We start from the raw sequence: 25930 nt of genomic DNA on the forward strand, positions 1-25930 counted from the left end.
CATGAGCACCATCACCGATCACCAGCAGGAGGTGGCCGCGCAGCCACCCGAGCTGGACGTCAAGGACGCCAGCCGGCGCCCGCACCCGTGGCGGTGGATCGGGGCCGGCGTGGTCCTGGTGCTGCTCGCCATGTTGGTGAACATGCTGGTCACCAACGAGAACTTCGAGTGGGACGTCGTCTTTGCGTGGCTCACGGCTGAGTCCGTGATGAAGGGCCTGGGCGTCACCCTCCTGCTCACGGTGATCGCCATGGTCATCGGCATCGTGCTCGGGGTCCTGCTGGCCGTCGGCCGGCTCTCGGCGAACCCGCTGCTGAGCTCGACCGCCAATGCCTACATCTGGTTCTTCCGAGGCACGCCGACCCTGGTGCAGCTGATCTTCTTCTACAACCTGTCGGCGCTGATGCCGGAGATCTCCCTCGGTGTCCCGTTCGGTCCAGAGTTTGTCGTCTTTGCGACCAACGACCTGATCACGCCGATGCTGGCCGCGATCCTGGGTCTGGGTCTCAACGAGGGTGCCTACATGGCCGAGATCGTGCGCGGCGGCCTGCTGTCGGTCGACCCCGGCCAGCGTGAGGCCGGCGCAGCGATCGGCATGACGGACCGGCGGATCATGCGTCGGATCGTGCTGCCCCAGGCCATGCGTTTCATCGTGCCGCCAACGGGGAACCAGGTCATCAGCATGGTCAAGGCCACGGCCCTGGTCAGTGTCATCGCCCTTGCCGACCTGCTCTACACCGTGCAGGCGACCTATAACCGGACCTTCGAGACGATCCCGATGCTGATCGTGGCATGCGTCTGGTATCTGATCATCACGTCGATCCTCTACGTGATCCAGTCCCGGATCGAGAACCACTACAGCCGTGGCGACCGCAACCACAAGACCAGCTTCTGGGACTTCCTGCGGATCCGCCCCAAGGGGAAGCAGACACCACCCACGGTGACGGAAGGGGTGACCGCATGACCGCGGCATCGACCCTCGAACGGTCCTCGGGTCCCGAGTTTGACGGCCCGGTCCTGGACGCCCGCGGGGTGCACAAGAGCTTTGGCAGCCTCGAGGTGCTCAAGGGCATCGACCTGCAGATCGCCAAGGGTGAGACCGTCGTCATCCTCGGTCCCTCGGGGTCGGGCAAGTCGACCTTCCTGCGGTGCATCAACCTGCTGGAGACCCTGGACGCCGGGCGCATCCAGGTGGGCGGGCGTGACGTGGGCTATGAGGTCCGCAAGGGCCGGCTGCACGAGCTCGCGGCTGATGAGTTGGCCCGTCGCCGGGCCGACATCGGGATGGTCTTCCAGCACTTCAACCTGTTCCCGCACCTCAATGTGTTGCAGAACATCATCGAGGGGCCGGTGGGAGTGCGCGGCCAGTCCCGCGCCAAGGCCGTCGCGACGGCCCAGTCGCTGTTGACCCGGGTCGGGCTGGAGGGGCGGGAGAAGTCTTATCCGCGCCAGCTCTCCGGTGGCCAGCAACAGCGTGTGGCGATCGCGCGGGCCCTGGCGATGCAGCCCCAGCTGATGCTCTTTGACGAGCCGACCTCGGCCCTCGACCCCGAGCTGGTGGGCGAGGTGCTGGCGACCATGAGGGACCTGGCCAACGAGGGCCTGACCATGGCCGTGGTGACCCACGAGATCAGCTTTGCCCGCGAGGCCGCGGACCGCGTGGTCTTCATGGACAAGGGAGTGATCGTCGAGCAGGGCCCGCCCGCGAAGGTGCTGGACGACCCGCAGCACGAGCGCACCAAGGCCTTCCTCGCCCGCTTCCTCTGAGCACGACACACCCTGCCCGGGTGACTCGCGGACCTCCGCGAGTCACCCGGGCGCTTCTCATCAAGCTCTCATCCCGTGCCGGTTGGCTAGAGTCACTGGATCCGGCAGAGGTGAGCATGCAGACGCAGAGTGTCGCGCCCCCGCTCGGGCAACGAGCCCGAGGCGTGTTGCGCCGTGGTCTGACACCGCTCGTGCGCAGGATCCGCCGGGGCAGTTCCGCCACCAAGCAGCGGTCTGGCCAGGACCCGGTGCTGCAGCGCCAGGGCGACCGCGTCTCGGCGGCACTCTCTGCCCTGGAGCAGCTCGAGGCCGCGGAGCCAGCGCTGCCCAACACGGCCCGCCCGACAGAGTTCCTCGCCCTGGACCGGGCCATCCGGCGACCAGAGATCGCCGACCACCTGCACACGATGCTCCCGGCGCCACTGCGCGGCGACTGGGACGAGCATGAGGAGTCGGTGCACCGGTTGAGTGCCCCGATCGCCGCCGACGTCGTGGTCCTGGCCAAGTTCGACCTCAGTGAACAGGTCAAGTTCCGCGCCGCCTACGGGGCTGCGCGCTGCTCTGTGGCCGTCCAGCCAGACCGCCCGAACGGCGCCTCGGGCGTCCTCGCCGCCGTGCGCTCCCACGAGATTGTCACGCGCTATGCCCCCGGCCTGATCCCGCCGATGCTGGGGCACGGTGACGCGGGCGGCGGACAGCGCTACCTGGTCGAGCGCTGGGTGGACGGGACCCCGCTCATCACCTCAGAGCAGATGGCCGCTCACCTGGCCGCGATCCTTGAGGGGATGGGCCAGGTCCACCGGGGCTACGGCATACACACGGCCAGGCTCAGTGCCCTGTGGGGCCGGTTCGCGGCGCAGTGGCAGGCCGTCCGGGAGGCCGGGCTCGTGCCAGGTGATGTCGCCGACCGGGTCGCCGAGCTGATCGCAGACGACCACCGTCTGCGGGTGTCCTGGTCCCACGGTGACCTGGTCGCCTCGAACGTCATGGCGACCGATGCGGGTGTGACCATCATCGACTGGGAGCACGCGACGGAGCGGCCGATCATGCACGACGCCGCCAAGCTGCACCAGTTCACCGCAGACAAGGAGCCGTTGCTCGACCTGCTGCTCGCCGAGTGGGGTCGCAAGACCGCAACCGGCGGCTATCGCCCCGCGGAGGAACTCGCGCTGTTGCACGCACGCTTCCTGTGCCGCGCGCCCTCCCGCATGGCGGAGTTGGCCGGCCACCAACGCAGTGGGCTCTACGCCCGGCAGGTGACCCGTCAGGTCGACCTGCTGGCGCAGACTCTGGCGCGCTGACCAGCGATGACCAGAAGTGGACCGATCCCTGACCAACTGCTGGGGGGCAGTTGACCTCGGCGCTCCGAGCAGAGGTGAGTGACACCTGTCCGCCCAGAATTCACCGGCGCGTCACGGGCGTCACCAGGTCATTACCGACAGGATGAGCAGCATGGAACGCAAGAAGCTCTCATACATCGCGCTCGTCCTGACGATCATCTATGGCGGTCTGTTTGCTGTCATCGGTGACGACAACCGCACCACCTATGCCGCGATCGGCGCCATCGTGGTGGCGATCGCCTGGGTCAGCGTCGGCGTGTTGGGTCGCGACGACACCGACTCACCCAGCGGCTGAGGGCCGCGCGGTTGAGGCCCGGACGCGCGCGATCACCTGGGGGCGCGGGCGCTCACTTGTCCGAGCCGTGGGTGTCAAACCGGTAGTAGGCGTGCAACTGGCTCTGTTGCGCGGTCGACAGATGGTGCTCGAGGTGAGAGATCCGCTCCTCGGCCATCATGGGGGCGTCCTCGATGAGACCCTTGCCGAAATCGACCTTTAACCGCGGCGGAGTTCTCTCCTGGTCCACCGTGGCTCCCCGCAGTGGGATGTAGGTCTCGTGGCCGGGATAGAGCCCGGTCTGCACGGTGACCCACTCCAGGTCGCCGCTGCTCTCGTCGAAGAACATCCGGCCGATGACGCCGACCCGCCGACCGTGGTTGTCCTCGACCTCTGCCTGGTTGGCGATGAGGTCGTGAAGCTGTTCCTTGGTGATCATGGCTGCTCCTCCCACGAAGGAACTGTGCCTCTCAGATAAGCACTGTCCGCGCGGGTGCGCAATGGGCTATTTGCCCTGCGCCATCTTGCGGAGCAACTCCTCGTCCTCCAGGTCGGCAGCAACCTGATTGGCCTTCGTCAGATCAACGGTGGGTTCGCCGAGGTCGCGAGCGTGCGCGGTCAGAACTGTGCTGTCTCGGTCCATGTCGCCATCGTCCCAGTGCGACATGGCTGTCGCAAGGCCCTCACGCACGATAGGCCCCTGGTCGGGGCTGACCCCACGGACCCGCGTGATGACCCTCGTCCCACGGAAACCGGCCCTCCGGGTCGGCCCAGGTGAGTTGATAGGCCGGCACCGACGCGAGCACGGGGCGGTTGTAATAGTTGTTGGCCTGGAAGACCACCATCCCCGGGTTGGGGATCTCCTCGACGAGGACCTGCGGAGCGATCTGCGGCACCAGTTGTCCAGGCATCAGGTCCTGCCGGTGGCCCGTGACCTGGTGGGCGACCACGTTGAGCAGCGTCATCGCGACGTCCTGCGGCAGGCCAATGACCACCAGCTCAGGGTGGCCGATGCCATAGAGGCCTGTGGTGTAACCGAACGGCTGGCTCAGCCGGGGCGGCAGCTCCTGAGGGCCGCCGAACATCTCGGCGACCTGGTCGACGTCATCGCGCGCAGCATCGCCCAACTCCTGGCAGCAGGAGCACTCGCCCTCGTCGCCGGCGAAGACATAGACGACGTGCACGCCGTGGGTGCGGATGTGGTCGGTGATCATGGCGCGCTCGCGGTCCGCGAAAGCTTGCAGCCCTGCTGAGTTGTCCATCGTGCCCTCCCTGACGGGCACCGGGTGTGCCCGTCAGGAGGGACGCTAGAAGGGTCGGGCGTCAGGCGTCAGGAGTTTTCCACAACCCCTCGCCCGGGCAGGGTCAGGACAGCGCCGCCTGCCAGGTGATCGGACCAGCCTCGCCGTCCTTGACCAGGTTGTTGAGTCCCTGGAAGCTCTTGACGGCCGTGTTCGTGACGCCGCCGAAGTCGCCGTCGACGAGCAAACCAGCGCTGTGCTTGTTGAGCAGGGTCTGCAGGGCCCGGACGTGGTCACCGCCGTGCCCCTGCCGCAGCACATAGTCCAGCACCGGCCAGGTCTTCGGACCGGCCTGACCGTCCCCGACCAGCTTGACCGCCCGCTGCCAGGCCTTCAGCGTCGCCGTCGACTGGGAGCCGTGATAGCCGTCCACCGTGATGGACCGTCCACGCTGGCGCAGCAGGAACTGCATGGCCTTGACCCGCTGGCCGCGGGCCTCTGGGTCCAGGGTCGGCCACCCGCCGCCGAGCACCGCACCCCGGTTGGTCAGGTGCGTGCGCGGGTTCACGTCCTTGCCGATCCCACCGATCTGCACCTCGAAGTGCAGGTGGGGGCCGGTGACATTGCCCGTTGCCCCCATGTCCGCGATCCGTTGGCCCGCCGAGACAGAGGCGCCGTTGCCCACGCGGAACGCGTTGAGGTGGCCGTAATAGGTGTAGACGCCGCTGCCGTGGGAGACCACGATGCCGTTGCCGGTGCGACCCCCGACCACATTCCAGCCGCGCCGGACCACGGTCCCGGCAGCTGCGGCATACACCGCTGTCCCGACGGGGTTGGCGACATCCCACCCCGCGTGCCACGCCCGGACACCGTTGAGCGTCCGCCAGCCATAGGCGGAGGACAGCCGTCCGCGCGCCGGGCTGCACCAGCGACCGTTGAGCAGCGTCGCCGCACTCGCCGAGAGGGCGGGGCCGAGCCCTGTGCCGGCGAGTGCCAGGCCGCCGGAGAGTCCGAGCAGGACCGTGCGACGGCTGAGGCCGCCGTGTTCTGAGTCAGCTGGGTGGTCGGTGTCGGTGCGCATGTCGGGTGTCCCTTCGCCGTGGGCCGCGGCGCTGACCGCGCCGTCGTGACGACCCTCCCAGCGCGCGACAGCGACCTGCCAGAGCACGGGCAAAGAATTGAGTGACTGCAGACAGACTGCTGGGCCCGTGCTGGTGAAACCCTGTGCAGGACAGCAGCAGTCCTTGACCACGACCGCTGAGCGACACGTTCGCGCGTCCCACGGTGGTTGTCATTGCCGGCGGCGATCTACAGTTGCCGCCATGAGACTGGGTGACCTCGCAGCCGCGCTCGACCTGCCTGTTGAGGGCGACCCCTCCGTCGAGGTCACCGGCGTCACCCACCAGGGCGACTGGGTCCGCCCGGGGGACGCCTTCGTGGCGATCCGCGGGGCGCGCGTCGACGGGCACTCCTTCATCGGCCAGGCGGTCGAGCGGGGAGCCGTCGCGGTGTTCGGCGAGGGTCTGCCGGAGGGCATGGACTGCCCCGTGCCGTATGCCGTGGTGCCGGCCGCGCGGGCCGCGCTCGCCGACGCGGCGGCTGAGTTGGCAGGCCACCCGAGTCGGTCGGTCCAGGTGCTGGGAGTGACTGGGACCGATGGCAAGACGACCACCTCGTGCCTGGCCCGGCACCTGCTGCGGCACGCGGGCCGGGCGACCGGTCTGCTGTCCACCATCGGCTATGAGTTGCCCGACGGTGTGCTGCTCCAGCCGCCCACGCACTTCACGACCCCCGAGGCGCCGCAGGTGCAGCAGATCCTCGCGGAGCAGGTCGCCGCGGGCGCGGAGTCGGTGGTGGTCGAGGCGTCCAGCCATGCCCTGGCCCTGGACCGGGTCCGGGCCGTCGACTTCGACGTGGGTGTGTGGACCAACCTGACCGGGGAGCACCTGGATTTCCACGGGACGATGGAGGCCTACTTCGCCGACAAGGCCAAGCTCGTGCAGCGGGCCCGGCACGCGATCCTCAACGTCGATGACCCCTGGACCGAGCAGTTGGTGCCCATGGCCGCCAGCCACACGGCATACAGCGCCGAGGGGGCGGACGCGGACTGGACGGCGAGCGACATCGTCGAGGGGCCGGACGACCTGCGCTTCTCCCTGCACACGCCCGAGGGTGACTTTGACGCGCTGCTGCCGATGATCGGTCGGTTCAACGCCGCCAACGCCCTGGCGGCGATGGCCGGCGCGCATGCCCTCGGCGTCGACGTGCCGACGCTGGTCGCCGGACTCGCGACCTTTGGCGGTGTGCCGGGGCGGATGGAGATGGTCGAGCGGACGGAGGGGGAGCCGCGGGTCATCGTGGACTTTGCCCACACGCCGCCGAGCCTGGACAAGGCCCTGGCCACGGTGCGGGTGACCACGGCGGGTCGCCTCTGGGTGGTGCTCGGCTCGGCCGGTGGCCCGCGCGACCCGTCCAAGCGAGCACCGCTCGGTGCGGTGGCGACGCAGCTGGCCGATGTCGTGGTGTTCACCGAGGAGGACCACCGCGACACCCCGCTGCAGGACATTCTGGACGAGATGGAGCGGGGAGCGCGCGAGGGTGGGCGGGACAACTATGTCTCGATCGGCGACCGGCGCGAGGCGATCGCCTATGCCGTCAGTGGCGCCGACCCCGCCGACACCGTGGTGCTGGCTGGCAAGGGCCCGGAGGAGACCCTCGAGCGGGACACCGAGACGATCCCGTGGGACGAGATGAGCCAGGCTCGGTTGGCGCTGCAGGACCGGCGTCTCAGCTCAGCGGGCTGAGCACGTCCTGTCGGTGGCTGCGCGGCAGCTCCGAGCTGGCGCGATGGCCGAGCCCGTCGGAGGAGACCAGGGCGACCAGCCGGGCGAGGATCTCCGCCACGGCCAGTGCGATGAGGATGATCAGTGCGGTAGTCATGGCAGTAATCCTGCTCTCCTGTGGTTCCTGCCACGAGTGGCAGAGATGACAACTCACGTTGAATTCCTGCCAAAGAGGGCGCATGATGCTCCCATGCGCAAAGTTGCCGCGGTGGTCCAGGACGGAGTCGAGCCTTTCGGGCTCGGCGCGATGTGCGAGGTCTGGGCCGAGCCCTATCACCCCGAGGACGACAACCCGGTCTTCGACTTCGTCGTCTGCACCCCGCGCCCGGGGCGGGTCCGCTCGGTCTCCGGGTTCGATCTGCACGTCGACCACGGACTTGATGCGGCAGACGATGCCGACCTCGTGATCATCGTGCCCAAGCGCGACTTCCAGGAGCCCTCGCCGGAGGTTGCTGCGGTGGCGGCAGCGGCGCACGAGCGTGGCGCCTGGGTGCTGGGCCACTGCACCGCGGCGTTCACCCTCGGCGAGGCAGGGCTGCTGGACGGCCGCCGCTGCACCACCCACTGGCGGCACAGCGGCGAACTGGAGGCGGCCTATCCGAGGGCGCAGGTCGACTGCAACGTCCTCTATGTCCAGGACGGGCGGGTGATCACCGGAGCCGGCTCCGCGGCAGGACTCGATGCGGCCCTGCACCTGATGCGCGAGGAGTTCGGAGCCTCCGTGGCGGCGAAGGCTGCGCGCCGGATGGTCGTGCCGGCCCACCGTGAGGGCGGGCAGGCCCAGTTCATCGCCCGCGCGGTCCCCGACCTTGAGGCCGACACCCTCGGGTCGCTGCTCACCTGGATCGTCGAGCACCTCGCCGAGGACCTCAGCGTCGAGGCGCTGGCCCGCCGGCAGCACATGTCGCCGCGCACCTTCGCGCGCCGGTTCCGCGACGAGACCGGCACCACGCCCCACGCCTGGGTCACCGCCCACCGGGTCGCCGCCGCCGAGGAACTGCTCGAGTCCACGGACCGCTCGGTCGAGTGGATCGCCAGCGAGGTCGGCTTCGGCAACGCCGCGACCCTGCGGCAGCACTTCACCCGGTCGCGCGGGGTGAGCCCTCAGCGCTATCGACGGATCTTTGCCAGGCACGAGGGGCAGGCGGTCGAGCACACGGCCTGAGCGGGTAGGAAAGAAACGTTGCACGTCCGCAGCGACATGTAAAAATCCGCGTCAATCCTTGACATACCCGATCGGGTCCTGGGTTGTTGATCACCCCCTTGGCTGCCTCGGTGGTCGCTCGCCGGCAGAAGTCCTCGTCGACTCCGGCGGCCAATCAGTCGCCGAAGGCGGCCGCCACCACCGCGTGGTCAACGTCGGCGAGTGAGGCGTCCGCCCACTGCGGAGCCTTGTCCTTGTCGACCAGCAGCGCGCGCACGCCCTCGGCAAAGTCCGGGTGCTTGGCGAAGTGCGGGCCGAGCTGGGTGTCCTGAGCCAACACCTGGTGGACGTCCATGTCGGCCGCGCGGCGGATCGCCTCGAGCGTCACCACGATCGAGTGCGGTGAGCGGGCCGCGATCAGCTGGCCCGCAGCCCGGGCCGCCGGGTCGGCGTGCGACTGCAAGCGGGCCAGGATGGCTGCGGCGTCGTTGCCTGCATAGCACTCGTCGATCCAGCCGCGCTGCGTCTCAAGGTCGGAGGCCGGGGCCACCTGAGGCTCGGGTGCCTCGGCGTCCTCCACAGCACTGTCGTCCGCCGCACTGTCGTCGGCGGCAGGCTCATCTCCTCCCGGGCGTGCGGCCTCGAGTCCGGCGGCGAGATCCGCCAGCACCGCGTCCTTGTCGGACTGGGCGACCACTCCGTCAGCCAGCCCCAGCACGACCGCATCCGCGGCCCCCACGGTCATCCCGGTCAGGGCAACGTGGGTGCCCAGCTCACCGGGAGCGTGCGCCAGGTAATAGAGCCCGCCCACGTCCGGGAACAGCCCGATGATCGTCTCGGGCATCGCAACCTTGGCGCGCTCGGTGACCAGTCGCTTTGATCCGTGCGAGGAGACCCCGACGCCGCCGCCCATGACGACGCCGTCCATCCACGCGACATACGGCTTGGGATAGTCAGCGATCAGGGCGTTGACCGCATACTCCACCTCCCAGAAGTGCAGCGCGGCAGCCTCATCCCCGGCCAGCAGCAGCTCGCGCAGCGCCCGCACGTCCCCGCCGGCACACAGCCCCTTCTCACCGGCCCCATCGATAAACACCGCCCCCACGGCATCGTCCTGCGCCCAGGTCTGCAGCTGGAACAACAGCGAGGCGCACATGTCCGTGGTCAGTGAGTTCAGCGCCTTCGGACGATTGAGCCGCACCCGACCGATCCGGTGAGCCACGGCATACTCCACGTCTGGGGTGTGGCCCGGGGCGGGGGCAAAGGTCGGCTCAGGGGCGGGCTTGGCGACGGTCATGGCACGAACCCTAGCCACGTAGACTCACCGCCATGGGTAAGGCATCACGACGCAAGCGCCAGGCCGAGGGCACCAAGGCTCCGGCCCGCGCACCGTTCGTCAACCGACCGTTCGAGGGACTGGCCAACGAGACCGACTGGGTCGCAATGCGCGAGATCATCCCAGCGGCGACGGCGCAGGTCACCATGGAGCTCGACGGCACGCCGCAGGAGGTGACCCTGGTCTCGGTCCTGCCCGGCGCGATGGCGGCGATCCACCGGGCCAACGGCGAGATCCTGGTCGCGCTGCAGTCGCGCACGCACAGCGGTGACGCGAGCCGCGACATCGTGCTGGCCGTCCAGACGGCGCTCGCGACCGAGGCGGGCAAGCCGGTGCCTGCGATCCCCACGGCGACCGCCGAGTCCCCGCGGCTGCAGGACGTGCTGGCCGACGGCACCGAGCTGAGCGTGCAGGTCCAGGACGACTTCAGCTTCTGGATCGCCGAGGAGGACGCCACCCCCGAGGTGCTCGCCTCGCTCGAGCAGACCAACGAGGCCGCCGTGCCGACCGTGCCGGTGCCAGGGCGTCCCTCGACCTACTGGTGCAAGATGAGCGACCGCACCTATGTCCGCTGGATCCTGGGCGAGGACGAGGACGCGGCGACCACCGCGCTGGCTCGCCTGCAGGCCGCCGGCGAGCACACCCTCGGGGAGGGCACGACGCTCCTGGGTGCTTTCCGCGCGGCCGGTCTGCTCGTCCCCGTGCTCGAGGTCGACCCCTCGACCGACCCGGCCGACCTCAGTGCTCCGCTGCAGGAGCTTGCCGACCGGTATGCCGCGGCGCTGGCCAAGGACGAGTCCCTCACCCCTGACGAGCGTCGGGCCCGCGACGGTCTGATCAGTCGGCAGGTCACCCTGAGGTGAGTATGCCGTCAGGCACCGACGGTGCACCGGCGCCCGACCCGCAGGGGTCGGGTCCGGCGGCTCGCCGGTTGCCGGAGCGGGTGGCGGCCATCGTGTCGGCCAAGGACGAGGAGGAGCGCCTCGGCGCGACGCTGCAGGCGCTCGCACAGATCTCCGTCGTCGACCTGGTCGTGGTGGTCGATGACGGCAGCACCGACGGCACGCTGCGCGTCGCCAATCTCGCGGGCGTGCAGACGGTCAAGCACCAGGCCAACATGGGCAAGGCGCAGGCGATGACCAGCGGCGCCAAGGTCGTGGCGCTGCTGGAGGCTGAGGAGGGTGGCACCTATCAGAGCGACAACCCGCGTGCCCTGCTCTTCGTTGACGCCGACCTGCAGGAGAGCGCCGTCAACCTCGATTTTCTCTGCGTCCCGGTCGTGGCCGGTGAGGCCGACATGGCCATCGCCACCCTGCCCCCGCAGAAGACCGCTGGCGGTGGTTTCGGCTTCGTGGTGCGCAAGGCACGCGAAGGCATCGCCCAGCTCGGTGGTCGCACCATGGTCCAGCCGCTCAGCGGCATGCGTTGCATCACCCGTGAGGCCTTCGAGGCGGCGCTGCCGCTGGCCACGGGCTGGGGCGTCGAGGTCGGTCTGACCGTCGACGTGCTGCGCAACAAGGGCCGCGTCGTCGAGGTGCCCGTTGAGTTGCACCACCGCGTCACCGGCCGGGGCCCGAAGGCGCAGGCCCACCGGCTCAAGCAGTATCGCGACGTCGCCCGGGCCCTGAAGGTGCGCGGCAGGTCCTGACCGCCTGACAGAGGGCTTCCCTGACAGGTCGTGTGACACAGCGACGGTTGAATGCTCAGGCCGCATCGGCCACGGCGTCCGAGGAGAGACGCAGCCTGAAGGTCACGCAGTCTTGGTGTCGGCGCGCTCCGTCGCGATGCGGCCGCGCGCACGCAGATAGTCCCGCACCCCGCCGGGGGTGACGTCGACACCCTGGCCCGCGTTGAGTCCGGAGATGCCTTGGTCGACGGCCGAGCGGAGCGCTTCCAGCCTGGCGGGCTCGGAGACGTCGTGCTCGCCAAGAGTTGCGAGGAGCCCCAGTGCCAGTTCGGCCCGCTCCTCGCGGGAGAATCCCTTCGCGGTCTCCAAGATCTCGGCGGAAGTCTGCGACATACCTCCAGCGTACGCGGCGACCTGAGTTCGGCCCGCGAACTATTCGAGCTGGATGCGTGATCGGCGTTATGGGTTGGCTGTGGTGGGTTGCGACGTCTCCGTGCAGGATCGCTAGGTTGGGACCTGTGTCGACCGAAGACTCCAACGACCACGTTCGCCAGACAGTGGACAACATGACCTCGGAGGAGGTCGCCGCTGTTCTCGACCAGATCGCTGCGCTGCATCCAGCGGAGGAACCGCTGGCGATGCCACCCCAGGACTCCCCCCTCCAGCGCAACCGAGCCATCGAGTTGCCCGCTCCACCCCCGGTGGTTCAGGCCCTGACCTTGCACGTCGAGGTGGAGCTCGTCGTCCCGCGAGTCTGGCGCCAGGTCGAGGTCCGCGGCGACCTCACCCTTGAGGATCTCCACGCGGTGATCCAGCGCGCCGTGGGGTGGCAGAACTATCACCTCCATCGCTTCTGGGAGAGCGCCGACCAGGACAGCTGGCACGGGTCCTACTACCTCACAGACGGGGACGTCGCCGAGGGCGAGCAAGGCACCCACGAGAGCGAGGCCCGGCTGGACCAGGTGTACCGCGAGGTCGGCGACGCGCTCCGCTACACGTACGACTTCGGCGACGACTGGCACCACCTGATCCGCCTGGAGTCGGTGGACGAGTTGGCGGCAGACGCGCCGCGAGCCGTGTGCACCGACGGCGAGATGGCCGGTCCACTGGAGGACGCCGGCGGTCCACCTGGCTACAACGAGCTGGTCGAGGCGTTCTCCGACGACCCGCCGCTGGGCCGACTTGAGGACTATGTCCGAGAGTGGTTGCCCGACGACTGGGACCCGACCGTGTTGGATCTGGGCCAGGTCAACTCGGCCATCTCGCTGATCGGCGCCAGCACCGAGGAGGTGTTCGCGGTCGTCGCCGGGGTGGAGCCACCAGCGGCGATAGGCGCGCTGCTGGAGCTCGCACGGCCTGACGTGCTGGCCACGCTCGCCGAGCTCTGCCGCAGCGCAGGCGCCGTGGAAGGGCGGTTGGACGACGAGGACCTGGCAGCAATCGCCCGGCCCTATCGCCTCCTGCTGGACCTGGCGGGCACGGAGGGTATCCCGCTGACCCAGGCGGGGTGGATGAAGCCCGCCGTCGTCCAGGAAATCGTGGCAGCCCTGGGCTTGGAGACCTCGTGGATCGGGAAGGGCAACCGGGAAGACCAGACTCTGCCGGTCGCGCAACTGCGCGAGAGCGCCCAGGGGCTCGGGTTCCTGCGCAAGCGCAAGGGCCGCCTGCTGCTAACCAATAAGGGCGCAGCGCTGAGCACCGACCATGACTATGTCGAGGCCATTGCGGCCGGGTTGCTCACAGACAGGGACCCCTATGTGGCCGCGGCGAGAGGCCTGTTCGCCCTCCTCACCGTCGCGGGAGGACACAGCGACCTGAAGCTCGCCGGAGGCGTTGCCGAGCTCATGACGCACTACGGTCTGCGAACCGGTCCGGCCGGAGTGGAGCGTCAGCACGCAGGAGACATGGTGTGGCCGACGTGGTGCGCCCTCGACGGGGACATGGGTTTGGGAAAGAAGGCACCACGAGCTGATCATCAGGCAGTTGGTCTGGCCGTCGCGGCCCTGTGGCCAGAGCGATCCGCGCAGACGGACGCGTAGTTCGCGCCGCGAGACGATGTGCGGGTTCGCTCCCGGGTTCGGCTATCCGGCGGGGATGGCGACCCGCTCCTGTCACCCAACCCGCGTCTGACGTTGCGGGAGCGCCGCCCCGATCGCCACCGCGGCAGCGATGGCGACGGCCAGGCCGATGCCGACGATGGCGATGCCGGAGTCGTTGAGCGCCCAGCCGATGACCAGGGCGGTCAGCACGGACAGCACGGTCGGTCGCAGCATGGGCAGCTGCCACAGGGGGACGAGACGCCGACCCAGGCGGGAATCCTGCGCCAGCACGGCCCAGACGATCGCCACCAGGACGACCACAGCGATCCACGACGCCGGATAGCGCACCAGGATGCCCAGGCTCTGGTCGAGTTTGCGCGCCACGATCTCGAGTGCACCGCCGTCGATCACCGACTGCAGGAACTCGCCCAGGTGGGTGCGTGATCCCGCCGGGCGCAGCCAGTCGACGAACATCAGGGCACCGGCCACCACGGCAGCAGCACCCCCGAGCAGCAGCACGCGCACCGGCGTCAGCCGGATCTCCGCCGCCGCGAGCCCGAGCACCCCGACCGCGATCACCAACGAGGGCACGCCACCAAAGTCGGCTCCCCAGCTTGGCGACCCGTCCACCAGGACCAACAGCAGGCCGAGGCCGCCGATCACCAGACAGGCGGCGGTGCGCCGGGCCATCGGACGTGAGCGCAGCAACCCGGCGAGGAACCCGGCGAGGAGCAGGCCCGACAGTGCGAAGATGCCATAGCCCACGTTGCCCATCCCGTAGAAGCGCCCGGCCGTCACGGGCTGCACCCCGAGGATCGAGATGAGCCCGAGGCGCCCACCGAGGATGACGTCCATGCCGACGACCACCACCGTGACGGCAGCGATGACCGAGGGTGGGCCGAGGGGATGTCGGCGCCAGGGCCCGCCGACGGCCAGGGCGACGTGGGCAGCCATCAGCACCACGAGCACCATGGACAGCGTCAGCCATTGCGGGGAACCGCGCCACCAGGGCACGAGTCCGGCCAGGAAGGCGGCCGAGGGGAAGGCCATCGCGGCCAGCCCGGTCACCTGCAGTCCGCGGCGGCGCCCGGTCAGCACGAGGGCGGCGAGGGCGATCAGTGCGAGGACAAGGCCGACGCCGAGCACTGGATAGGCCAGTGCGTGCGCTGCGCCAGTCCCGCCCTGGAGGTCGCGCAGCGCGCTGACCCGCTCCGAGACGGGAGCGTCGCTGGGCTGGATCTCCACCGGCAGGCCGCTGACCGAGTCCGGGATGCCGGCCCCGGCCAGGGCGAGGATCGTCGCGGTGAGATCGGTGGTCTGGACCAGCCCCGACTGACGCGTGGTCGCGGAGGAGAGGGTGCCCGGATCGCCGGTGTCGCGCCAGATGATGGCGGCCCGCACACCCACGGTGTCGTCCCGGTCCGCCAGTCCAGCGATCACGACCGAGGTGCCCGGTGACAGGTTCCGCAGCAGCACGTCCAGCTGGGCGTCAAAGGTCAGCAGGTCGTCGTGGCTCGTGATCGGCCCACGATCCAGCAGGGTCACGTCGCACACCCCCGGCTGGTAAGTCGTGAGAGCGGAGCCTCCGGGGAGCGGCGTGGCGTAGCGCGGCACAGCGCCGTCCTGATCGGCCGCCCCCAGAGCAGCGAGGGGTCCCCCTGCCCGGACACAGACGCCCTCCGAGGCCAGCGCGGAACTGAGGGAGCCCAGCTGCGCATCCAACGGACGTCGCGCGGCGGCGGAGGTCCAGGAGTCCCACTCCGGGATGCTGGCGCTCACGTCCCCGACCCGTGATGGCTCGACGTCGTCGCCGGTGACGATCTCGGGCACGACCTGGCAGTCCTGCTCCCCGTCGTCATCAGCAGCGGCGCGCTGGCCGGCGCCGAGGGTGAGCCACCCGTCGGCCGGGCAGGTCACGACGTGGGCCCCACGCACGATGAGCCCGCCGGCAGCGCCCTCCTCTGCGAGGGACCACAGGGCACGGGTGCTGTCGCGCGTGATGTCGGACCAGGACAGTCCCGGCACCCCGATGACCACGACCTCGCCGCCCTGCTGCTCCACGGCGTCCCCACCGGTGCCGGCAGCCCGGGCGCCCAGCAGGCTGGCCACCATCGTGCCGCCGAGCAGCAGGACGACCAGCCCGAACACCGCCCACGCGAAGCGGCGGCCCCCAGACTCGGTCATGGGCACGACACTAGCCGCGAGAACTGGGCCAACCCTGGAGCCCACCAACGCGACCATCTGCTGGCGTGCCGCCGTCGGACGGAGGCGAGCGGTCGGCATACGCTCTGGGGGTGAGCACCATTGCCCTGATCGTCGCCATCGTGGCCCTGCTCGTCGCGCTCGGTGCGGCCGGGCTCGGCTGGGTCGCGCACCAGAGGCACCAGTTGATCCAGCGCCGCTATGCCGTGCTCTGGGGTGAGGGTGAGGCCGACGTGGCGACCGTCTTGGCGCAGCAGGCTCGCCGGATGGGTGCAGAGCGCGCGCGGATTGACGCCATGGAGCGCACCGTGGCTGACCTGCGCGGAGACCTCGCCCAGACGCTGCAGCACGTCGCCGTCGTGCGCTATGACGCCTTCGGTGACATGGGTGGGCGGATGTCGTTCTCGGCCGCAGTAATTGATGACAACGGGGACGGCGTCGTGATCAGCTCGATCCACGCGCGCGGGGAGTCGCGGACCTATGCCAAGGGCATCGTCGGTGGGGGCAGCGACACTGCCCTGACGCCCGAGGAGCAGCAGGCACTCGCCGCTGCGCGCGACGACTCGAGCCCGGCTCCCGGCGCCGACACCTAAGCGGGCAACCACCCGGGTGGGGTGTGCGAGACCTCTATCAAGTTGCGGGTGGCGTGTGCGAGACCTTTATTAATTTGCGGGGCGGCGCACGATCAGGCTGCCCGGGTTGACGGCCACGCTCATCGCGGTGGCCTCCCCGAGGGTGTCGCCGTCGAGCTGGATCTGCACGGGGGCGTCGGCGGAGACCTCGAGGGTGCGGGCCGTGTAGTAGTCGACTCGCTGGTGGCCCCGGCTGCTGCGGGTCACCAGGCGTGTGACCACCGCGCCCCAGCCGACCAGACCCTCTGGTGAGAGCAACACCAGGTCGAGGATCCCGTCGTCGGCCTTGGCCTGTGGGACCAGGTTGACCCCGCCCTGCAGCTTGCCGACGTTGCCGACCATCACGCTGCGCACGCGTCGGTGCAGCCGGGTGCCGCCCTCATCGATGATCACGTCGACCTTGAACTGGCGGCCCTTCAGGCCCTTGAGGCCGGTGACGACATAGGCGGCCCAGCCGACCCGCTTCTTGAGTTTGCCGGGGACGTTGGCCATCACCTCGGCGTCGAACCCCAGGCCCGCCATCACCAGAAAGACGTGCTCCTCCACCTCGCCCTCGCCATGGCCCGGCGTCGGAGGGTGCTCCTCGATGGTGTCCGGGTCGACCTGCGGAGCCGCGTCACCTTCGTCGGGCTCGCCCAGTGGGCGGCGCAACCGCAGGGTGCCGGTGTCGATCGCAGTGTCCACGCCGGTCAGGGCGACCTTTGTGCCCTGGGACAGGCTGGACACCGGCAGTGAGAGGTTGCGGGCCAACAGGTTGCCGGTGCCAGCCGGGAGCAGCCCCATCGGCACCCCGCTGTCGACCATGGCCGACCCGACGGTGCGCACCGTGCCGTCCCCGCCGAGCGCACAGACCAGGTCCACGCCCTGCCCCAGCGCCTCGCGGGCCTGGCCATAGCCTGGGTCCTCCTCGGTCGTCTCCAGCCACAACGGCTCGGCCCACCCGTGGGCCGCGCAGATTGAGGCGATCTCGGCGCGAGGTTTGTCGGTGTTGTTGTCGTCGAACTTGGTTGGGTTCACCACAACAGCGGCGCGCGGTCGGGTGTCTTCCGTCGCTGGCTGGTCCACCGGCGTCGTGTTGCCGGTGTCCGAGTCCCCTGCTCCGCCAGACCGCCGGCTCCGCTCGGGGGTTGCCTTGGGCCCGCCGCCAGACCGAGAGATCCCGAGCCAGACCAGCCCCCCGACGATGATTATGCCGAGCACGATCAGCGCGATAACCCACCAGTTGTCCACGAGGTCAACGTACCCGTCCGTAACCGTTTGTCCGGACCCGTACCCTGGGAGGGTGATCGACATCCGGCAACTTCGTGAGGACCCCGAGCGGGTGCGGGCATCGCAGCGTGCCCGTGGTGAGGACGATGGCGTCGTGGACGCCGTCCTGGACGCGGACAAGAGGCACCGATCGAGCCTGTCCGAGTATGAGTCGCTGCGTGCCTCCCAGAAGTCGTTCGGCAAGAAGGTGGCCGCCGCACAGGGCGAGGAGAAGGCTGCCCTGCTGGCCGAGGTCAAGGAGATGGCTGCGCGCGTCAAGCAGCTGGACGCCGCCAAGGACGAGGCCGCCCAGGAGCGGGAGCGACTGCTGCGCAGCATCGGCAACGTCATCATCGACGGCGTGCCCACGGGGGGCGAGGACGATTTCGTCACCCTCGAGGAGGTCGGCACGCCGCGTGACTTCGCGGCTGAGGGGTTCGAGCCGAAGGACCACCTGGCACTGGGTGAGGCGCTCGGTGCCATCGACATGGCCCGCGGTGCCAAGGTCTCCGGGTCGCGCTTCTACTACCTGACCGGCCCCGGCGCCCGGCTCGAGCTGGCGCTGATGAACCTGGCGCTGGACCGCGCTCGCGATGCCGGCTTCGTCCAGATGCAGGTGCCGACCCTGGTCACCCCACAGACGATGGGTGGGGCGGGCTTCCTCGATGCACACGCCGACGAGGTCTATCGCCTCGAGGGCGACGACCTGTATCTCACCGGCACCTCCGAGGTCGCGCTCGCGGGGTTCCACGGCGACGAGATCATCGACCTCACGCAGGGGCCGCGGCGCTATGCCGCGATGTCGACCTGCTATCGGCGCGAGGCCGGCAGCTATGGCAAGGACACCCAGGGCATCATCCGGGTGCACCAGTTCCAGAAGGTCGAGATGTTCGTCTACGCCCGTCCCGAGGACGCAGAGACCCAGCACGAGGCACTGCTGAAGTGGGAGCGCGGCATGCTCGACGACCTGGGCCTGGCGTATCGCGTCATCGACGTGGCCGCCGGTGACCTGGGCGGACCGGCAGCACGCAAGTTTGACTGCGAGGCCTGGGTGCCGACGCAGGAGCGCTATCGCGAGTTGACCTCGACCTCCAATTGCACGACCTATCAGGCGCGACGGTTCAACATCCGCGAGCGTGGCGAGTCCGGCACCCGCAGCGTCGCGACCCTCAACGGCACCCTGGCCACGACCCGCTTCCTGGTCGCTCTGCTCGAGACGCACCAGCAGGCCGACGGCTCGGTCACGATTCCCGAGGTGCTGCGGCCCTACACCGGCTTCGACACCATGACCCCGATCGCCTGACCACGCAGGCGCGACTGACAACGCCTACGCGACTGACCCCGATCGCCTGACCACGCCCACGCGAGCCTGCCCGCCCGGCGTGTCGCGCACGGTGCACAGATCGTTGCGGCGTGTCCGGGGGGCTGGCGCGGATCCCGCAACGCCGAGTCCGCACCACCTCCCTGACCAGACTTCGCGCGAGTGGGCTCTCGCGCGCTCGGTGGGGCTCAGGACCCCGTGCTCGCGCGCTCGGTCGGGCTGAGGATCGGGGGCTCATGCGCTCGGTGGGGCTCAGGACCCGGTGCCCACGCGCTCGGTGGGGCTCAGGACCCGGTGCCCACGCGCTCGGTGGGGCTCAGGACCCGGCGCCCACGCGCTCGGTCGAAGGGGGGAGAGGGGCGGTCGCTGGGGTCCGTCGTGCGACGGAGGCGTCGGTGCGGTGTGCCGCCCTACCCTGGAGGGATGGATCGCATCGCCCACCTGCTCGGAGCCGACGAGGACTGGCGCCGCCCACCGCCCTCACCGGCCCAGCGGCGCATCGACGTGCTCATCGCCGTGGCCGTCTATCTGCTGGCGGCGCTGTCCATCGAGCTGATGCGCAGCCTCAACGCTTTCGACGGAGCTAACTCCTGGGGCGAGGTGTTGACGCAGCACCTGGTGGCGGCCTCGGTCGGACTGCTGCTGGTCTTCCGCCGCTCCCACCCCATCATCGTCGCGGGCCTGGCCACCCTGCACCTGTATGTCATGGGCACGCTCGAGCCGCTGGTCGCCGGCAACCTCGTCATGCAGGTGGCCTACTTCTTCGCCGTCTACACCGCGGTGGCCTGGAGCCGGGACCGTCGCGCGCTCGGCTATCTGCTGGTGGCCTTCGTGCTCACCCTGGTCCTCTGGCTGGCCTGGATGTTTGCCCTGAGCTCGGGGCTGCAGGACATGTATGCCAACCTCGGCGTCAAGCCCACCGAGCCCGCCGGACTCTTCAGCGCACCGATCGCGGCGGTCGGCTGGACGACCCTCAACAACCTGCTCTTCTTCGGCGGCGCCGTCCTGCTCGGCCAGGTGGCCTGGCGCGGCGCCCTGCACACCCAGCGCGAGGTGAGGTATGCCGAGACGATCCGCTCGCAGGCAGCTCGCCTCCGCGACCAGGCAGTTGTCGCCGAGCGACTGCGGATCGCACGTGAGCTGCACGACGTCGTCGCCCACCACGTCTCAGTGATGGGGGTGCAGGCCGCGGCGGCACGGCGGGTCCTGACCAAGAACCCGGACGCCGCCCGAGAAGCGCTCGGCGCGATCGAGGGCTCCTCACGCAGCGCCGTCGGCCAGATGCGCGAGCTGCTCGGCACCCTGCGCAGCGGCGAGCTGGCGGCCGACGGCGCCACCGAGGAGAGCGGCCATCCGGATCGGGCACCCCAGCCGGACCTGGACGACCTGGACGAGTTGGTGGCTCAGGCGACCACCCCCACCTGCGCGGTGACCTACTCGCTCGTCGAGGAGTCTCCCGGGGCCGCCGGCGCCGTGCCGCCCGCCCTGCAATTGACGGCATACCGGATCGTGCAGGAGTCCCTGGCCAACGTGCGCCGGCACTCCACCGCCACCCGGGCCTCGGTCGTGATCCGGGTCGACGAGGAGCTCGAGGTCGAGGTGCTCGACAACGGGGCGCCGCGGCCGGGCACCTCGGGCACGGGCCTGGGCCAGCAGGGCATGCGTGAGCGTGCTGATCTGCTCGGTGGCACCGTCGAGATGGGCCGCCGCCATGGTCCGGGCTATCGGGTGCGGGTCACCCTGCCGCTCTCCGCGCAGGACCAGGTGCGCGTCCCCGCCGACGCGACCGGGGCCGCCGGGGTCGTGTCGTGACCGACCCGGAGACGCAGCACAATGGGGCGGTGACCGCGCCAGCCGACCGACCCATCAAGGTGATGCTCGTGGACGACCAGCCGCTGCTGGTCTCGGGTTTCGCGATGATCCTGTCCACCGAGGACGACATCGAGGTGGTCGGCCAGGCCAAGAACGGCCGAGAGGCGGTCGACGCCGTGCCCCAGCTGCGCCCCGACGTGGTGCTGATGGACGTGCAGATGCCCGTGCTCGACGGCATCGAGGCGACCCGGCTGATCGCGGACAGCACCCAGGTCATCATCCTGACGACCTTCGACCGCGACGACTATCTGTTTGACGCACTCTCCGCCGGGGCCAGTGGTTTCCTGCTCAAGAACGCCGACGCCGACGACCTGGTCGACGCGGTGCGGGCCGTCGCGCACGGCCACGCGCTGCTGGCGCCGGAGGTCACCAGCCGGGTGATCGCCCGGATGACCGAGGGCGGTGGTGGCGGCGTGGCCCGTCACGCGGAGGCCCTGGACCGCCTGACAGCCCGCGAGAAGGAGGTCCTCGAGCAGGTCGCGCGGGGGCTGTCCAACGCCGAGATCGCCCAGGAGATGTTCGTCGGCGAGGCCACCGTCAAGACCCACGTGTCCAACGTGCTGTCCAAACTGCACCTGCGGGACCGCGTGCAAGCGGTCGTCTTCGCCTATGAGGCTGGCCTGGTCACACCGCAGTGACCCCTGGCCTCGGCGGTCGTGCCCCGCCGGTCCAGACTCGCCTGTGCTGGCTCAGCCGTCCTGGGCCAACTCGAACTGGCGCCCGGTGAGCGTGCTCACCTCGATCACCACGAAGGTGAACCGGTCCTGGCTGATCCACGGCCGCAGCGGCAGCGCCTCCGCCTGACGTGCCTCATCGCCGTCGAGCACCCGGGCCTCGCCGCGCGCGAGGACCGACCAGGGGCGGTGCGAGTCCCCGCCGTCAATCTCGAAGGCGACGTCGGAGTCCATCACCACGCCCAGCAGCTTGCTGCCCGGTTTGGTGCGAAACACCAGCCGCTCGCCGTCGACCACATAGTTCACCGGCACGATGTGAATCTCGTCGACGAGGTGATAGCCCAGCCGGCCGACCTCTCCGGCGCGCAGCCGCTCCCAGCACTCCTGCTCGTTCATCCACGTGTTGTTGTCGCTCATCCCGACTCCTCTCCTCTACTACCAATTGTCGTAGAAAGCGGCTGGGATAGCCAGGGTTCGTGGGGGATCTCACCCCTGCCACTGGACCCCGACGCCCCGGATGGGGACGGCCGCCCCCGGCACACGGCATACCTCCTCCTCACGGGGGAGAGCGAAGATCCCCCCAGCCGCCGATGTGCGAGGGGCCGCCGTTTGGCAGATTGAGGGATATCAACGACCGGGCCGTTCGTGGCCCGAGGCAAGGGGAGTGCGGATGTTAGCGGTCCAGGGACTGACCCGGCAGTATGCCGAGGTGCGCGCGGTCGACGACGTCACCTTTGAGGTGCCGGCCGGCAAGATGATCGGTTTCGTCGGCGGCAACGGTGCCGGCAAGACCACCACGATGCGGATGATCATGGGGGTGCTCGCCCCCAACGCCGGTGAGGTCAGCTGGGATGGCCGCCCGGTCACCCGCGCCGACCGCACCCGCTTCGGCTACATGCCCGAGGAGCGTGGCCTCTATCCCAAGCAGGGCGTGCTGGACCAGCTGACCTATCTCGGGCGGCTGCACGGCATGGGACAGAGCGACGCCAACGGCCGCGCCAAGGAGCTGCTCGAGCGCTTCGGGCTCGGTGAGCGCCTGAAGGAGAAGGTCGAGAAGCTCTCGCTGGGCAACCAGCAGCGCGCCCAGATCATCGCGGCCGTCCTGGGGGACCCGCTGGCCCTGATCATGGACGAGCCGTTCTCCGGCCTGGACCCGGCCGCCGTCGACCAGATGGCCGACCTGCTGCGTGAGCACACCTCCGCTGGTGTGCCGGTGCTCTTCAGCAGCCACCAACTCGACCTGGTCGACCGCCTGTGCGACGGCATCGTCGTCCTCCACAAGGGCAAGGTCGTGGCCCAGGGCACCTCTGACGAGCTGCGCGGTAACGCGCCCCTGCGCTACATCCTGTCCCTGACCGGTGACGCGGGCTGGGTCCGCGGCGTCCCCGGTCTGCGGGTGCTCGACCTCGACGGCGCGACCGTCGAGCTGGAGCCCGAGTCCGAGGAGGTGGCCCAGCAGCTGTTGGCCGAGGCCGTCTCCCGCGGCGGGGTCCGAGAGTTCACCAAGGTCCGTCCGTCCCTGAGTGAGATCTACCGAGAGGTGGCAGCAGCATGAGCACCGACACCAGCACCCGGTCGACGACCAAGACGACCACCAGCGCCGACGCGAGCGGTGACACGAAGTCGCCCTGGGTCCTCGTCGCGATGCGTGAGCTGCAGGTCAAGCTCACCGACCGCAACTTCCTGATCGGCACCGGCGCCACCCTGCTGCTGATCGTCGGGATGTTTGCGCTGCAGAGCTTCCTGATGGGCGGGGGCGCCCCCTCGTTCAAGGTGGCTGTCACGGACGAGGCCGCCACGACCGTCGTCGCCCAGGCCGAGGAGTCGCTGCAGGCCACCGACGCCGAGGGCTCCCTGACCAGCGTCGACGTCGCCGATGCGGCGGCTGCCGAGACCGCGCTGACCGAGGGTGACGCCGACGCCGCGCTGCTGCCCACGGACGACGGCTGGGAGTTCGTCACCGACGGTGAGGCCGACAGTGAGCTCCAGGGTCTGATCACCGATGCCGTGAGCAGCACCACCCTGGCGCAGAACGCCGAGGCGGCCGGCACGAGCCTGCCCGAGCTGACGGCAGGCACCGAGGTGAGCACCCGTGACCTCTCCGGTGGTGACGACCAGTCGCGCTTCGTGTCCTGGATCGCCGGCTTCGCGATGGCGATGCTGTTCTACATGTCGGCCATCATGTTCGGCATGGCGATCGCCAACTCGGTCGTCGAGGAGAAGCAGTCCCGCATCATCGAGATCCTCGCTGCCGCCATCCCGGTGCGTGCCCTGCTGACCGGCAAGGTCATCGGCAACACCGTGCTGGCCTTCGGGCAGATGGCACTGATCGGCGCGGTCGCCCTGGTGGGGCTGACCTTCACCGAGTACGACCAGTACCTGTCGATGCTGACCGAGGGCTTCCTGTGGTACATCCCGTTCTTCGTCCTCGGCTTCCTGGCCCTGGCCTGCATCTGGGCGGCAGCCGGTGCGATGGCTTCGCGCTCGGAGGACCTGCAGTCCACCACGATGCCGCTGACGATGGCCCTGGTGCTGGTCTTCATCGTGGGTCTGAGCCTGGACGGCACAGCCAAGGTGATCGGCTCGTTCGTGCCGGTGCTGTCCACGATCCTGATGCCGATGCGCCTGCTCGATGGCACCGCGCAGTGGTGGGAGGCCGTTCTCGCCCTGGGGCTGACGGCAGTCTTCTGCTTCATCACGATCACCCTCGGTGCCCGGCTCTATCGGCGGTCGCTGTTGCAGACCTCCGGTCGCGTCTCCCTCAAGGCCGCCTGGGCAGGCGGCGAGTGAGGAGCTGACCCGGCGGGGAATCCGGGTCGGGGCGGACCCGGTGGGGATCGGGTCCAGCCGCTCAGCAGTGGGTCGGTCGCGCAGGGGGCGACCGGCCCACTGCTGTGTGCCGCCAGGGTCGCTTGTGAGGTGACTGAGATCACCGCTGAGCAGGCGCTTTGTGGCTTCGGGGATTGTTGACAATGAGATAGAATCGTGACTATTGGTTGATGAACCGGCGGGGTCCGCACGTCGTCACCATTTTCACCCCTACTTCCTGAACAGGACGCACAGCCATGACCGGCCCCTACGCCATCTCGCCCCGCACCTCTCCCACCGTCTGCCCGCGCTGCGGCCGCGGTGTTGAGCTCTCCTCCTCCGGCCTGCTGGCCCCGCACAACGTGCGCCCCGTCGGCGGACGCTCCTGCGCCGGGTCCGGCCTGACGCCGGCCTTCGTGCCGCCGTGGCCGGGCACCGTCAAGATCAGCCGTCAGCGCCCGCTGCGCATCCGCACCCCGCGGTTCAGCAAGGCTGGTCGCAAGGCGGAGGACCTCACCGCAAACTGACCCGCTCAGCACGTTTCGTGGTGGCCTCCGGTTGGTTACGCTGATCATGCCGTCCTCCCTCACCGAGGAGATGTCGCATGGCCGCAGTCGTGATGACCGGAGGCACCTCGGGTTTTGGGCTGCCCACCGCTGAGCACCTGCGTGATGCGGGGCAGCGTGCGCTGCTCGGGTCCAGAGGGCCCAGTGCCGATGGCGACGCTGAGGTGCTGGCGCTCGACCTCACGTCGTTGGACGCGGTCCGATCCTTTGCCGGGCAGGTCCGGGATCGCCTGGGGGAGCAACTCATTGACGCTCTCGTGCTCAACGCGGGGATCGTGCGTCCCGACGCGACCGCCCGCAGTGCCGACGGCCACGAGATGACGTTTGCGGTCAATCACCTGGCCCACTACCTGCTGCTGAGACTGCTCCTGGACCGGATGGCGCAGGGAGGCGTCGTGGTGCTGACACCAGCGGCACCCACGACCCGACCATCAACGGGGGCCTGGCGCCGCCGCGTCACGCCGACGCCGGGCTGCTGGCGGACCCGACCCGTGATCCGGGGGCGCAGCCGAGGTCCGCCCGTGGTGGGCAGGAGGCCTACACCGCCTCCAAACTCTGCTCCGTGATGACCGTGCGCGCCCTGGCTGATCACCCCGACGTTGTTCGCCGACGCCTGCGCGTTCTCGCCTACTGCCCGGGTCAGGTGTTCGGCACCGGACTGGCAGCCGATCTCTCGCTCGCGCGCCGGATCGCGTGGAGGGCGATGGGCACTCCCGTGTCCGCACCGTTGCGCCGGTTCGTGCCGACTCTCAACACCCGGCGGGTCGCTGGGGTGACGCTGGGTCGTCTCGCCCTGGGGGAGGTGGTCCCACCCGAGGGCCGCACGTATGCCGCGCTGCGGCGAGGACAGCTGACCTGGCCGGACGCCTCGGAGCTGGCGCGCGACGACAGGGCAGTGACAACGCTGTGGCAGGACAGCGCAGCGCTGGTGGGACTCGACCCCTGATCGAGAGCAGGTTGCGCACCGCTCACCTCTCAGGGCTCAGGTCGCACCGG

28 protein-coding genes are annotated in these 25930 nt (G+C 69.6%); 18 read left to right on the top strand and 10 right to left on the bottom strand.

Annotated elements, in window-relative coordinates; genetic code table 11:
- Position 1: 1 nt before the first annotated feature.
- The 4 genes from NF556_RS00910 (at position 2) to NF556_RS00925 (ending at position 3402) form a co-directional block, all read left to right on the top strand.
- Positions 2 to 964 carry an amino acid ABC transporter permease gene (locus NF556_RS00910; protein ID WP_252593630.1) on the top strand — a complete coding sequence of 321 codons (963 nt, stop codon included), beginning with the start codon at positions 2 to 4 and terminating at the stop codon, positions 962 to 964.
- Positions 961 to 1767: an amino acid ABC transporter ATP-binding protein gene (locus NF556_RS00915; RefSeq protein ID WP_252593631.1), complete on the top strand. Its 807-nt coding sequence runs from the start codon at positions 961 to 963 to the stop codon at positions 1765 to 1767. The genes NF556_RS00910 and NF556_RS00915 overlap by 4 nt, the downstream gene beginning before the upstream one ends.
- Before the next feature lie 116 nt (positions 1768 to 1883).
- A complete protein-coding gene (locus tag NF556_RS00920) occupies positions 1884 to 3068 on the top strand; it encodes a phosphotransferase (protein ID WP_252593632.1) in 1185 nt (394 codons plus the stop codon).
- A gap of 151 nt (positions 3069 to 3219) precedes the next feature.
- Positions 3220 to 3402: a hypothetical protein gene (locus NF556_RS00925; RefSeq protein ID WP_252593633.1), complete on the top strand. Its 183-nt coding sequence runs from the start codon at positions 3220 to 3222 to the stop codon at positions 3400 to 3402.
- A gap of 52 nt (positions 3403 to 3454) precedes the next feature.
- Here the strand turns inward: NF556_RS00925 and NF556_RS00930 are convergent, their stop codons facing one another.
- The 4 genes from NF556_RS00930 to NF556_RS00945 all read right to left on the bottom strand — a co-directional run bounded on the left by NF556_RS00930 (position 3455) and on the right by NF556_RS00945 (position 5790).
- Positions 3455 to 3820 carry a PRC-barrel domain-containing protein gene (locus NF556_RS00930; RefSeq protein WP_252593634.1) on the bottom strand — a complete coding sequence of 122 codons (366 nt, stop codon included), beginning with the start codon at positions 3818 to 3820 and terminating at the stop codon, positions 3455 to 3457.
- A gap of 66 nt (positions 3821 to 3886) precedes the next feature.
- The gene (locus tag NF556_RS00935) at positions 3887 to 4024 is read right to left on the bottom strand and encodes a hypothetical protein (RefSeq protein ID WP_252593635.1); all 138 of its coding nucleotides are present in this window, start codon (positions 4022 to 4024) and stop codon (positions 3887 to 3889) included.
- 40 nt (positions 4025 to 4064) lie between these two features.
- Positions 4065 to 4643 (bottom strand): DUF4262 domain-containing protein, encoded by a 579-nt coding sequence (locus tag NF556_RS00940; protein WP_252593636.1) that lies wholly within the window; start codon positions 4641 to 4643, stop codon positions 4065 to 4067.
- A 103-nt stretch (positions 4644 to 4746) separates the two neighbouring features.
- Positions 4747 to 5790, bottom strand: a complete 1044-nt coding sequence (locus tag NF556_RS00945) for a peptidoglycan DD-metalloendopeptidase family protein (RefSeq protein ID WP_252593637.1) — start codon at positions 5788 to 5790, stop codon at positions 4747 to 4749.
- 154 nt (positions 5791 to 5944) lie between these two features.
- On the opposite strand from NF556_RS00945, the gene NF556_RS00950 reads away from it, so the two are divergent.
- Positions 5945 to 7426, top strand: coding sequence for a UDP-N-acetylmuramoyl-L-alanyl-D-glutamate--2,6-diaminopimelate ligase (locus tag NF556_RS00950; RefSeq protein WP_252593638.1), 1482 nt, complete (start codon positions 5945 to 5947; stop codon positions 7424 to 7426).
- Here the strand turns inward: NF556_RS00950 and NF556_RS00955 are convergent.
- Positions 7410 to 7562, bottom strand: coding sequence for a hypothetical protein (locus NF556_RS00955; protein WP_252593639.1), 153 nt, complete (start codon positions 7560 to 7562; stop codon positions 7410 to 7412). The two genes, NF556_RS00950 and NF556_RS00955, sit on opposite strands and share 17 nt — an antisense overlap.
- 93 nt (positions 7563 to 7655) lie before the next feature.
- On the opposite strand from NF556_RS00955, the gene NF556_RS00960 reads away from it, so the two are divergent.
- Positions 7656 to 8630, top strand: a complete 975-nt coding sequence (locus NF556_RS00960; protein ID WP_252593640.1) for a GlxA family transcriptional regulator — start codon at positions 7656 to 7658, stop codon at positions 8628 to 8630.
- Positions 8631 to 8784: 154 nt separating this feature from the next.
- Here NF556_RS00960 and NF556_RS00965 read toward each other — a convergent pair whose 3' ends face one another.
- Complete coding sequence (locus NF556_RS00965; protein ID WP_252593641.1) at positions 8785 to 9906, bottom strand: enoyl-CoA hydratase/isomerase family protein; 1122 nt, start codon at positions 9904 to 9906, stop codon at positions 8785 to 8787.
- Positions 9907 to 9938: 32 nt separating this feature from the next.
- Between NF556_RS00965 and NF556_RS00970 the strand changes: the two genes are divergently transcribed.
- Together NF556_RS00970 and NF556_RS00975 are read left to right on the top strand one after the other, a co-directional pair.
- Positions 9939 to 10808 (top strand): DUF5926 family protein, encoded by an 870-nt coding sequence (locus NF556_RS00970; RefSeq protein WP_252593642.1) that lies wholly within the window; start codon positions 9939 to 9941, stop codon positions 10806 to 10808.
- Between the two features lie 2 nt (positions 10809 to 10810).
- Positions 10811 to 11593, top strand: coding sequence for a glycosyltransferase (locus NF556_RS00975; protein WP_252595892.1), 783 nt, complete (start codon positions 10811 to 10813; stop codon positions 11591 to 11593).
- Between the two features lie 102 nt (positions 11594 to 11695).
- Here the strand turns inward: NF556_RS00975 and NF556_RS00980 are convergent, their stop codons facing one another.
- Positions 11696 to 11965: a hypothetical protein gene (locus tag NF556_RS00980; RefSeq protein ID WP_252593643.1), complete on the bottom strand. Its 270-nt coding sequence runs from the start codon at positions 11963 to 11965 to the stop codon at positions 11696 to 11698.
- Between the two features lie 173 nt (positions 11966 to 12138).
- On the opposite strand from NF556_RS00980, the gene NF556_RS00985 reads away from it, so the two are divergent.
- Positions 12139 to 13611 carry a plasmid pRiA4b ORF-3 family protein gene (locus tag NF556_RS00985; RefSeq protein ID WP_252593644.1) on the top strand — a complete coding sequence of 491 codons (1473 nt, stop codon included), beginning with the start codon at positions 12139 to 12141 and terminating at the stop codon, positions 13609 to 13611.
- Positions 13612 to 13683: 72 nt separating this feature from the next.
- On the opposite strand, the gene NF556_RS00990 is transcribed toward NF556_RS00985, so the two are convergent.
- Positions 13684 to 15795, bottom strand: coding sequence for a hypothetical protein (locus tag NF556_RS00990; RefSeq protein WP_252593645.1), 2112 nt, complete (start codon positions 15793 to 15795; stop codon positions 13684 to 13686).
- 110 nt (positions 15796 to 15905) lie between these two features.
- Here NF556_RS00990 and NF556_RS00995 point away from each other — a divergent pair, with 110 nt between their 5' ends.
- Positions 15906 to 16406 carry a DUF4446 family protein gene (locus NF556_RS00995; RefSeq protein ID WP_252593646.1) on the top strand — a complete coding sequence of 167 codons (501 nt, stop codon included), beginning with the start codon at positions 15906 to 15908 and terminating at the stop codon, positions 16404 to 16406.
- Positions 16407 to 16475: 69 nt separating this feature from the next.
- Here NF556_RS00995 and NF556_RS01000 read toward each other — a convergent pair whose 3' ends face one another.
- Positions 16476 to 17675 carry a diacylglycerol/lipid kinase family protein gene (locus tag NF556_RS01000; RefSeq protein WP_252593647.1) on the bottom strand — a complete coding sequence of 400 codons (1200 nt, stop codon included), beginning with the start codon at positions 17673 to 17675 and terminating at the stop codon, positions 16476 to 16478.
- Positions 17676 to 17727: 52 nt separating this feature from the next.
- Here NF556_RS01000 and serS point away from each other — a divergent pair, with 52 nt between their 5' ends.
- The 3 genes from serS (at position 17728) to NF556_RS01015 (ending at position 21524) form a co-directional block, all read left to right on the top strand.
- Positions 17728 to 18996 (top strand): serine--tRNA ligase, encoded by a 1269-nt coding sequence (gene serS, locus NF556_RS01005; protein ID WP_252593648.1) that lies wholly within the window; start codon positions 17728 to 17730, stop codon positions 18994 to 18996.
- Positions 18997 to 19437: 441 nt separating this feature from the next.
- Positions 19438 to 20826, top strand: a complete 1389-nt coding sequence (locus tag NF556_RS01010) for a sensor histidine kinase (RefSeq protein WP_252593649.1) — start codon at positions 19438 to 19440, stop codon at positions 20824 to 20826.
- A gap of 62 nt (positions 20827 to 20888) precedes the next feature.
- Positions 20889 to 21524, top strand: coding sequence for a response regulator (locus NF556_RS01015; protein WP_252595893.1), 636 nt, complete (start codon positions 20889 to 20891; stop codon positions 21522 to 21524).
- A gap of 51 nt (positions 21525 to 21575) precedes the next feature.
- On the opposite strand, the gene NF556_RS01020 is transcribed toward NF556_RS01015, so the two are convergent.
- Positions 21576 to 21977, bottom strand: coding sequence for a pyridoxamine 5'-phosphate oxidase family protein (locus NF556_RS01020; protein ID WP_252593650.1), 402 nt, complete (start codon positions 21975 to 21977; stop codon positions 21576 to 21578).
- A gap of 253 nt (positions 21978 to 22230) precedes the next feature.
- On the opposite strand from NF556_RS01020, the gene NF556_RS01025 reads away from it, so the two are divergent.
- The 5 genes from NF556_RS01025 to NF556_RS01045 all read left to right on the top strand — a co-directional run bounded on the left by NF556_RS01025 (position 22231) and on the right by NF556_RS01045 (position 25880).
- Positions 22231 to 23115, top strand: coding sequence for an ABC transporter ATP-binding protein (locus NF556_RS01025; protein ID WP_252593651.1), 885 nt, complete (start codon positions 22231 to 22233; stop codon positions 23113 to 23115).
- Entirely contained in the window at positions 23112 to 24350 is a 1239-nt protein-coding gene (locus tag NF556_RS01030) for an ABC transporter permease (protein WP_252593652.1), read from the top strand. Before NF556_RS01025 ends, NF556_RS01030 begins: the two co-directional genes overlap by 4 nt.
- Positions 24351 to 24625: 275 nt before the next feature.
- Entirely contained in the window at positions 24626 to 24895 is a 270-nt protein-coding gene (locus NF556_RS01035; RefSeq protein WP_252593653.1) for a hypothetical protein, read from the top strand.
- Positions 24896 to 24972: 77 nt separating this feature from the next.
- On the top strand, positions 24973 to 25500 hold the full coding sequence (locus NF556_RS01040) for an SDR family NAD(P)-dependent oxidoreductase (RefSeq protein ID WP_252593654.1): 528 nt from the start codon (positions 24973 to 24975) through the stop codon (positions 25498 to 25500).
- Positions 25497 to 25880 (top strand): hypothetical protein, encoded by a 384-nt coding sequence (locus NF556_RS01045; protein WP_252593655.1) that lies wholly within the window; start codon positions 25497 to 25499, stop codon positions 25878 to 25880. The genes NF556_RS01040 and NF556_RS01045 overlap by 4 nt, the downstream gene beginning before the upstream one ends.
- Positions 25881 to 25930 lie beyond the last annotated feature (50 nt).

This window comes from Ornithinimicrobium faecis (genome assembly GCF_023923225.1).
GTDB classification, from domain to species: Bacteria; Actinomycetota; Actinomycetes; order Actinomycetales; family Dermatophilaceae; genus Ornithinicoccus; species Ornithinicoccus faecis.

Excerpts from the sequence above, each read along its gene's own strand:
- NF556_RS00920 (WP_252593632.1), top strand. The coding sequence starts at position 1,884 with ATGCAGACGCAGAGTGTCGCGCCCCCGCTCGGGCAACGAGCCCGAGGC.
- NF556_RS00960 (WP_252593640.1), top strand. The coding sequence starts at position 7,656 with ATGCGCAAAGTTGCCGCGGTGGTCCAGGACGGAGTCGAGCCTTTCGGG.
- NF556_RS01030 (WP_252593652.1), top strand. The coding sequence starts at position 23,112 with ATGAGCACCGACACCAGCACCCGGTCGACGACCAAGACGACCACCAGC.
- NF556_RS01040 (WP_252593654.1), top strand. The coding sequence starts at position 24,973 with ATGGCCGCAGTCGTGATGACCGGAGGCACCTCGGGTTTTGGGCTGCCC.
- NF556_RS00990 (WP_252593645.1), bottom strand. The coding sequence starts at position 15,795 with ATGACCGAGTCTGGGGGCCGCCGCTTCGCGTGGGCGGTGTTCGGGCTG.
- NF556_RS01020 (WP_252593650.1), bottom strand. The coding sequence starts at position 21,977 with ATGAGCGACAACAACACGTGGATGAACGAGCAGGAGTGCTGGGAGCGG.
- NF556_RS01010 (WP_252593649.1), top strand. The coding sequence starts at position 19,438 with ATGGATCGCATCGCCCACCTGCTCGGAGCCGACGAGGACTGGCGCCGC.
- NF556_RS00940 (WP_252593636.1), bottom strand. The coding sequence starts at position 4,643 with ATGGACAACTCAGCAGGGCTGCAAGCTTTCGCGGACCGCGAGCGCGCC.
- NF556_RS00935 (WP_252593635.1), bottom strand. The coding sequence starts at position 4,024 with ATGGACCGAGACAGCACAGTTCTGACCGCGCACGCTCGCGACCTCGGC.
- NF556_RS00975 (WP_252595892.1), top strand. The coding sequence starts at position 10,811 with ATGCCGTCAGGCACCGACGGTGCACCGGCGCCCGACCCGCAGGGGTCG.
- NF556_RS00980 (WP_252593643.1), bottom strand. The coding sequence starts at position 11,965 with ATGTCGCAGACTTCCGCCGAGATCTTGGAGACCGCGAAGGGATTCTCC.
- NF556_RS00965 (WP_252593641.1), bottom strand. The coding sequence starts at position 9,906 with ATGACCGTCGCCAAGCCCGCCCCTGAGCCGACCTTTGCCCCCGCCCCG.
- NF556_RS00915 (WP_252593631.1), top strand. The coding sequence starts at position 961 with ATGACCGCGGCATCGACCCTCGAACGGTCCTCGGGTCCCGAGTTTGAC.
- NF556_RS01015 (WP_252595893.1), top strand. The coding sequence starts at position 20,889 with ATGCTCGTGGACGACCAGCCGCTGCTGGTCTCGGGTTTCGCGATGATC.
- NF556_RS00910 (WP_252593630.1), top strand. The coding sequence starts at position 2 with ATGAGCACCATCACCGATCACCAGCAGGAGGTGGCCGCGCAGCCACCC.
- NF556_RS00985 (WP_252593644.1), top strand. The coding sequence starts at position 12,139 with ATGACCTCGGAGGAGGTCGCCGCTGTTCTCGACCAGATCGCTGCGCTG.
- NF556_RS00950 (WP_252593638.1), top strand. The coding sequence starts at position 5,945 with ATGAGACTGGGTGACCTCGCAGCCGCGCTCGACCTGCCTGTTGAGGGC.
- NF556_RS00930 (WP_252593634.1), bottom strand. The coding sequence starts at position 3,820 with ATGATCACCAAGGAACAGCTTCACGACCTCATCGCCAACCAGGCAGAG.
- NF556_RS01035 (WP_252593653.1), top strand. The coding sequence starts at position 24,626 with ATGACCGGCCCCTACGCCATCTCGCCCCGCACCTCTCCCACCGTCTGC.
- NF556_RS00955 (WP_252593639.1), bottom strand. The coding sequence starts at position 7,562 with ATGACTACCGCACTGATCATCCTCATCGCACTGGCCGTGGCGGAGATC.
- NF556_RS00925 (WP_252593633.1), top strand. The coding sequence starts at position 3,220 with ATGGAACGCAAGAAGCTCTCATACATCGCGCTCGTCCTGACGATCATC.
- NF556_RS01025 (WP_252593651.1), top strand. The coding sequence starts at position 22,231 with ATGTTAGCGGTCCAGGGACTGACCCGGCAGTATGCCGAGGTGCGCGCG.
- NF556_RS00970 (WP_252593642.1), top strand. The coding sequence starts at position 9,939 with ATGGGTAAGGCATCACGACGCAAGCGCCAGGCCGAGGGCACCAAGGCT.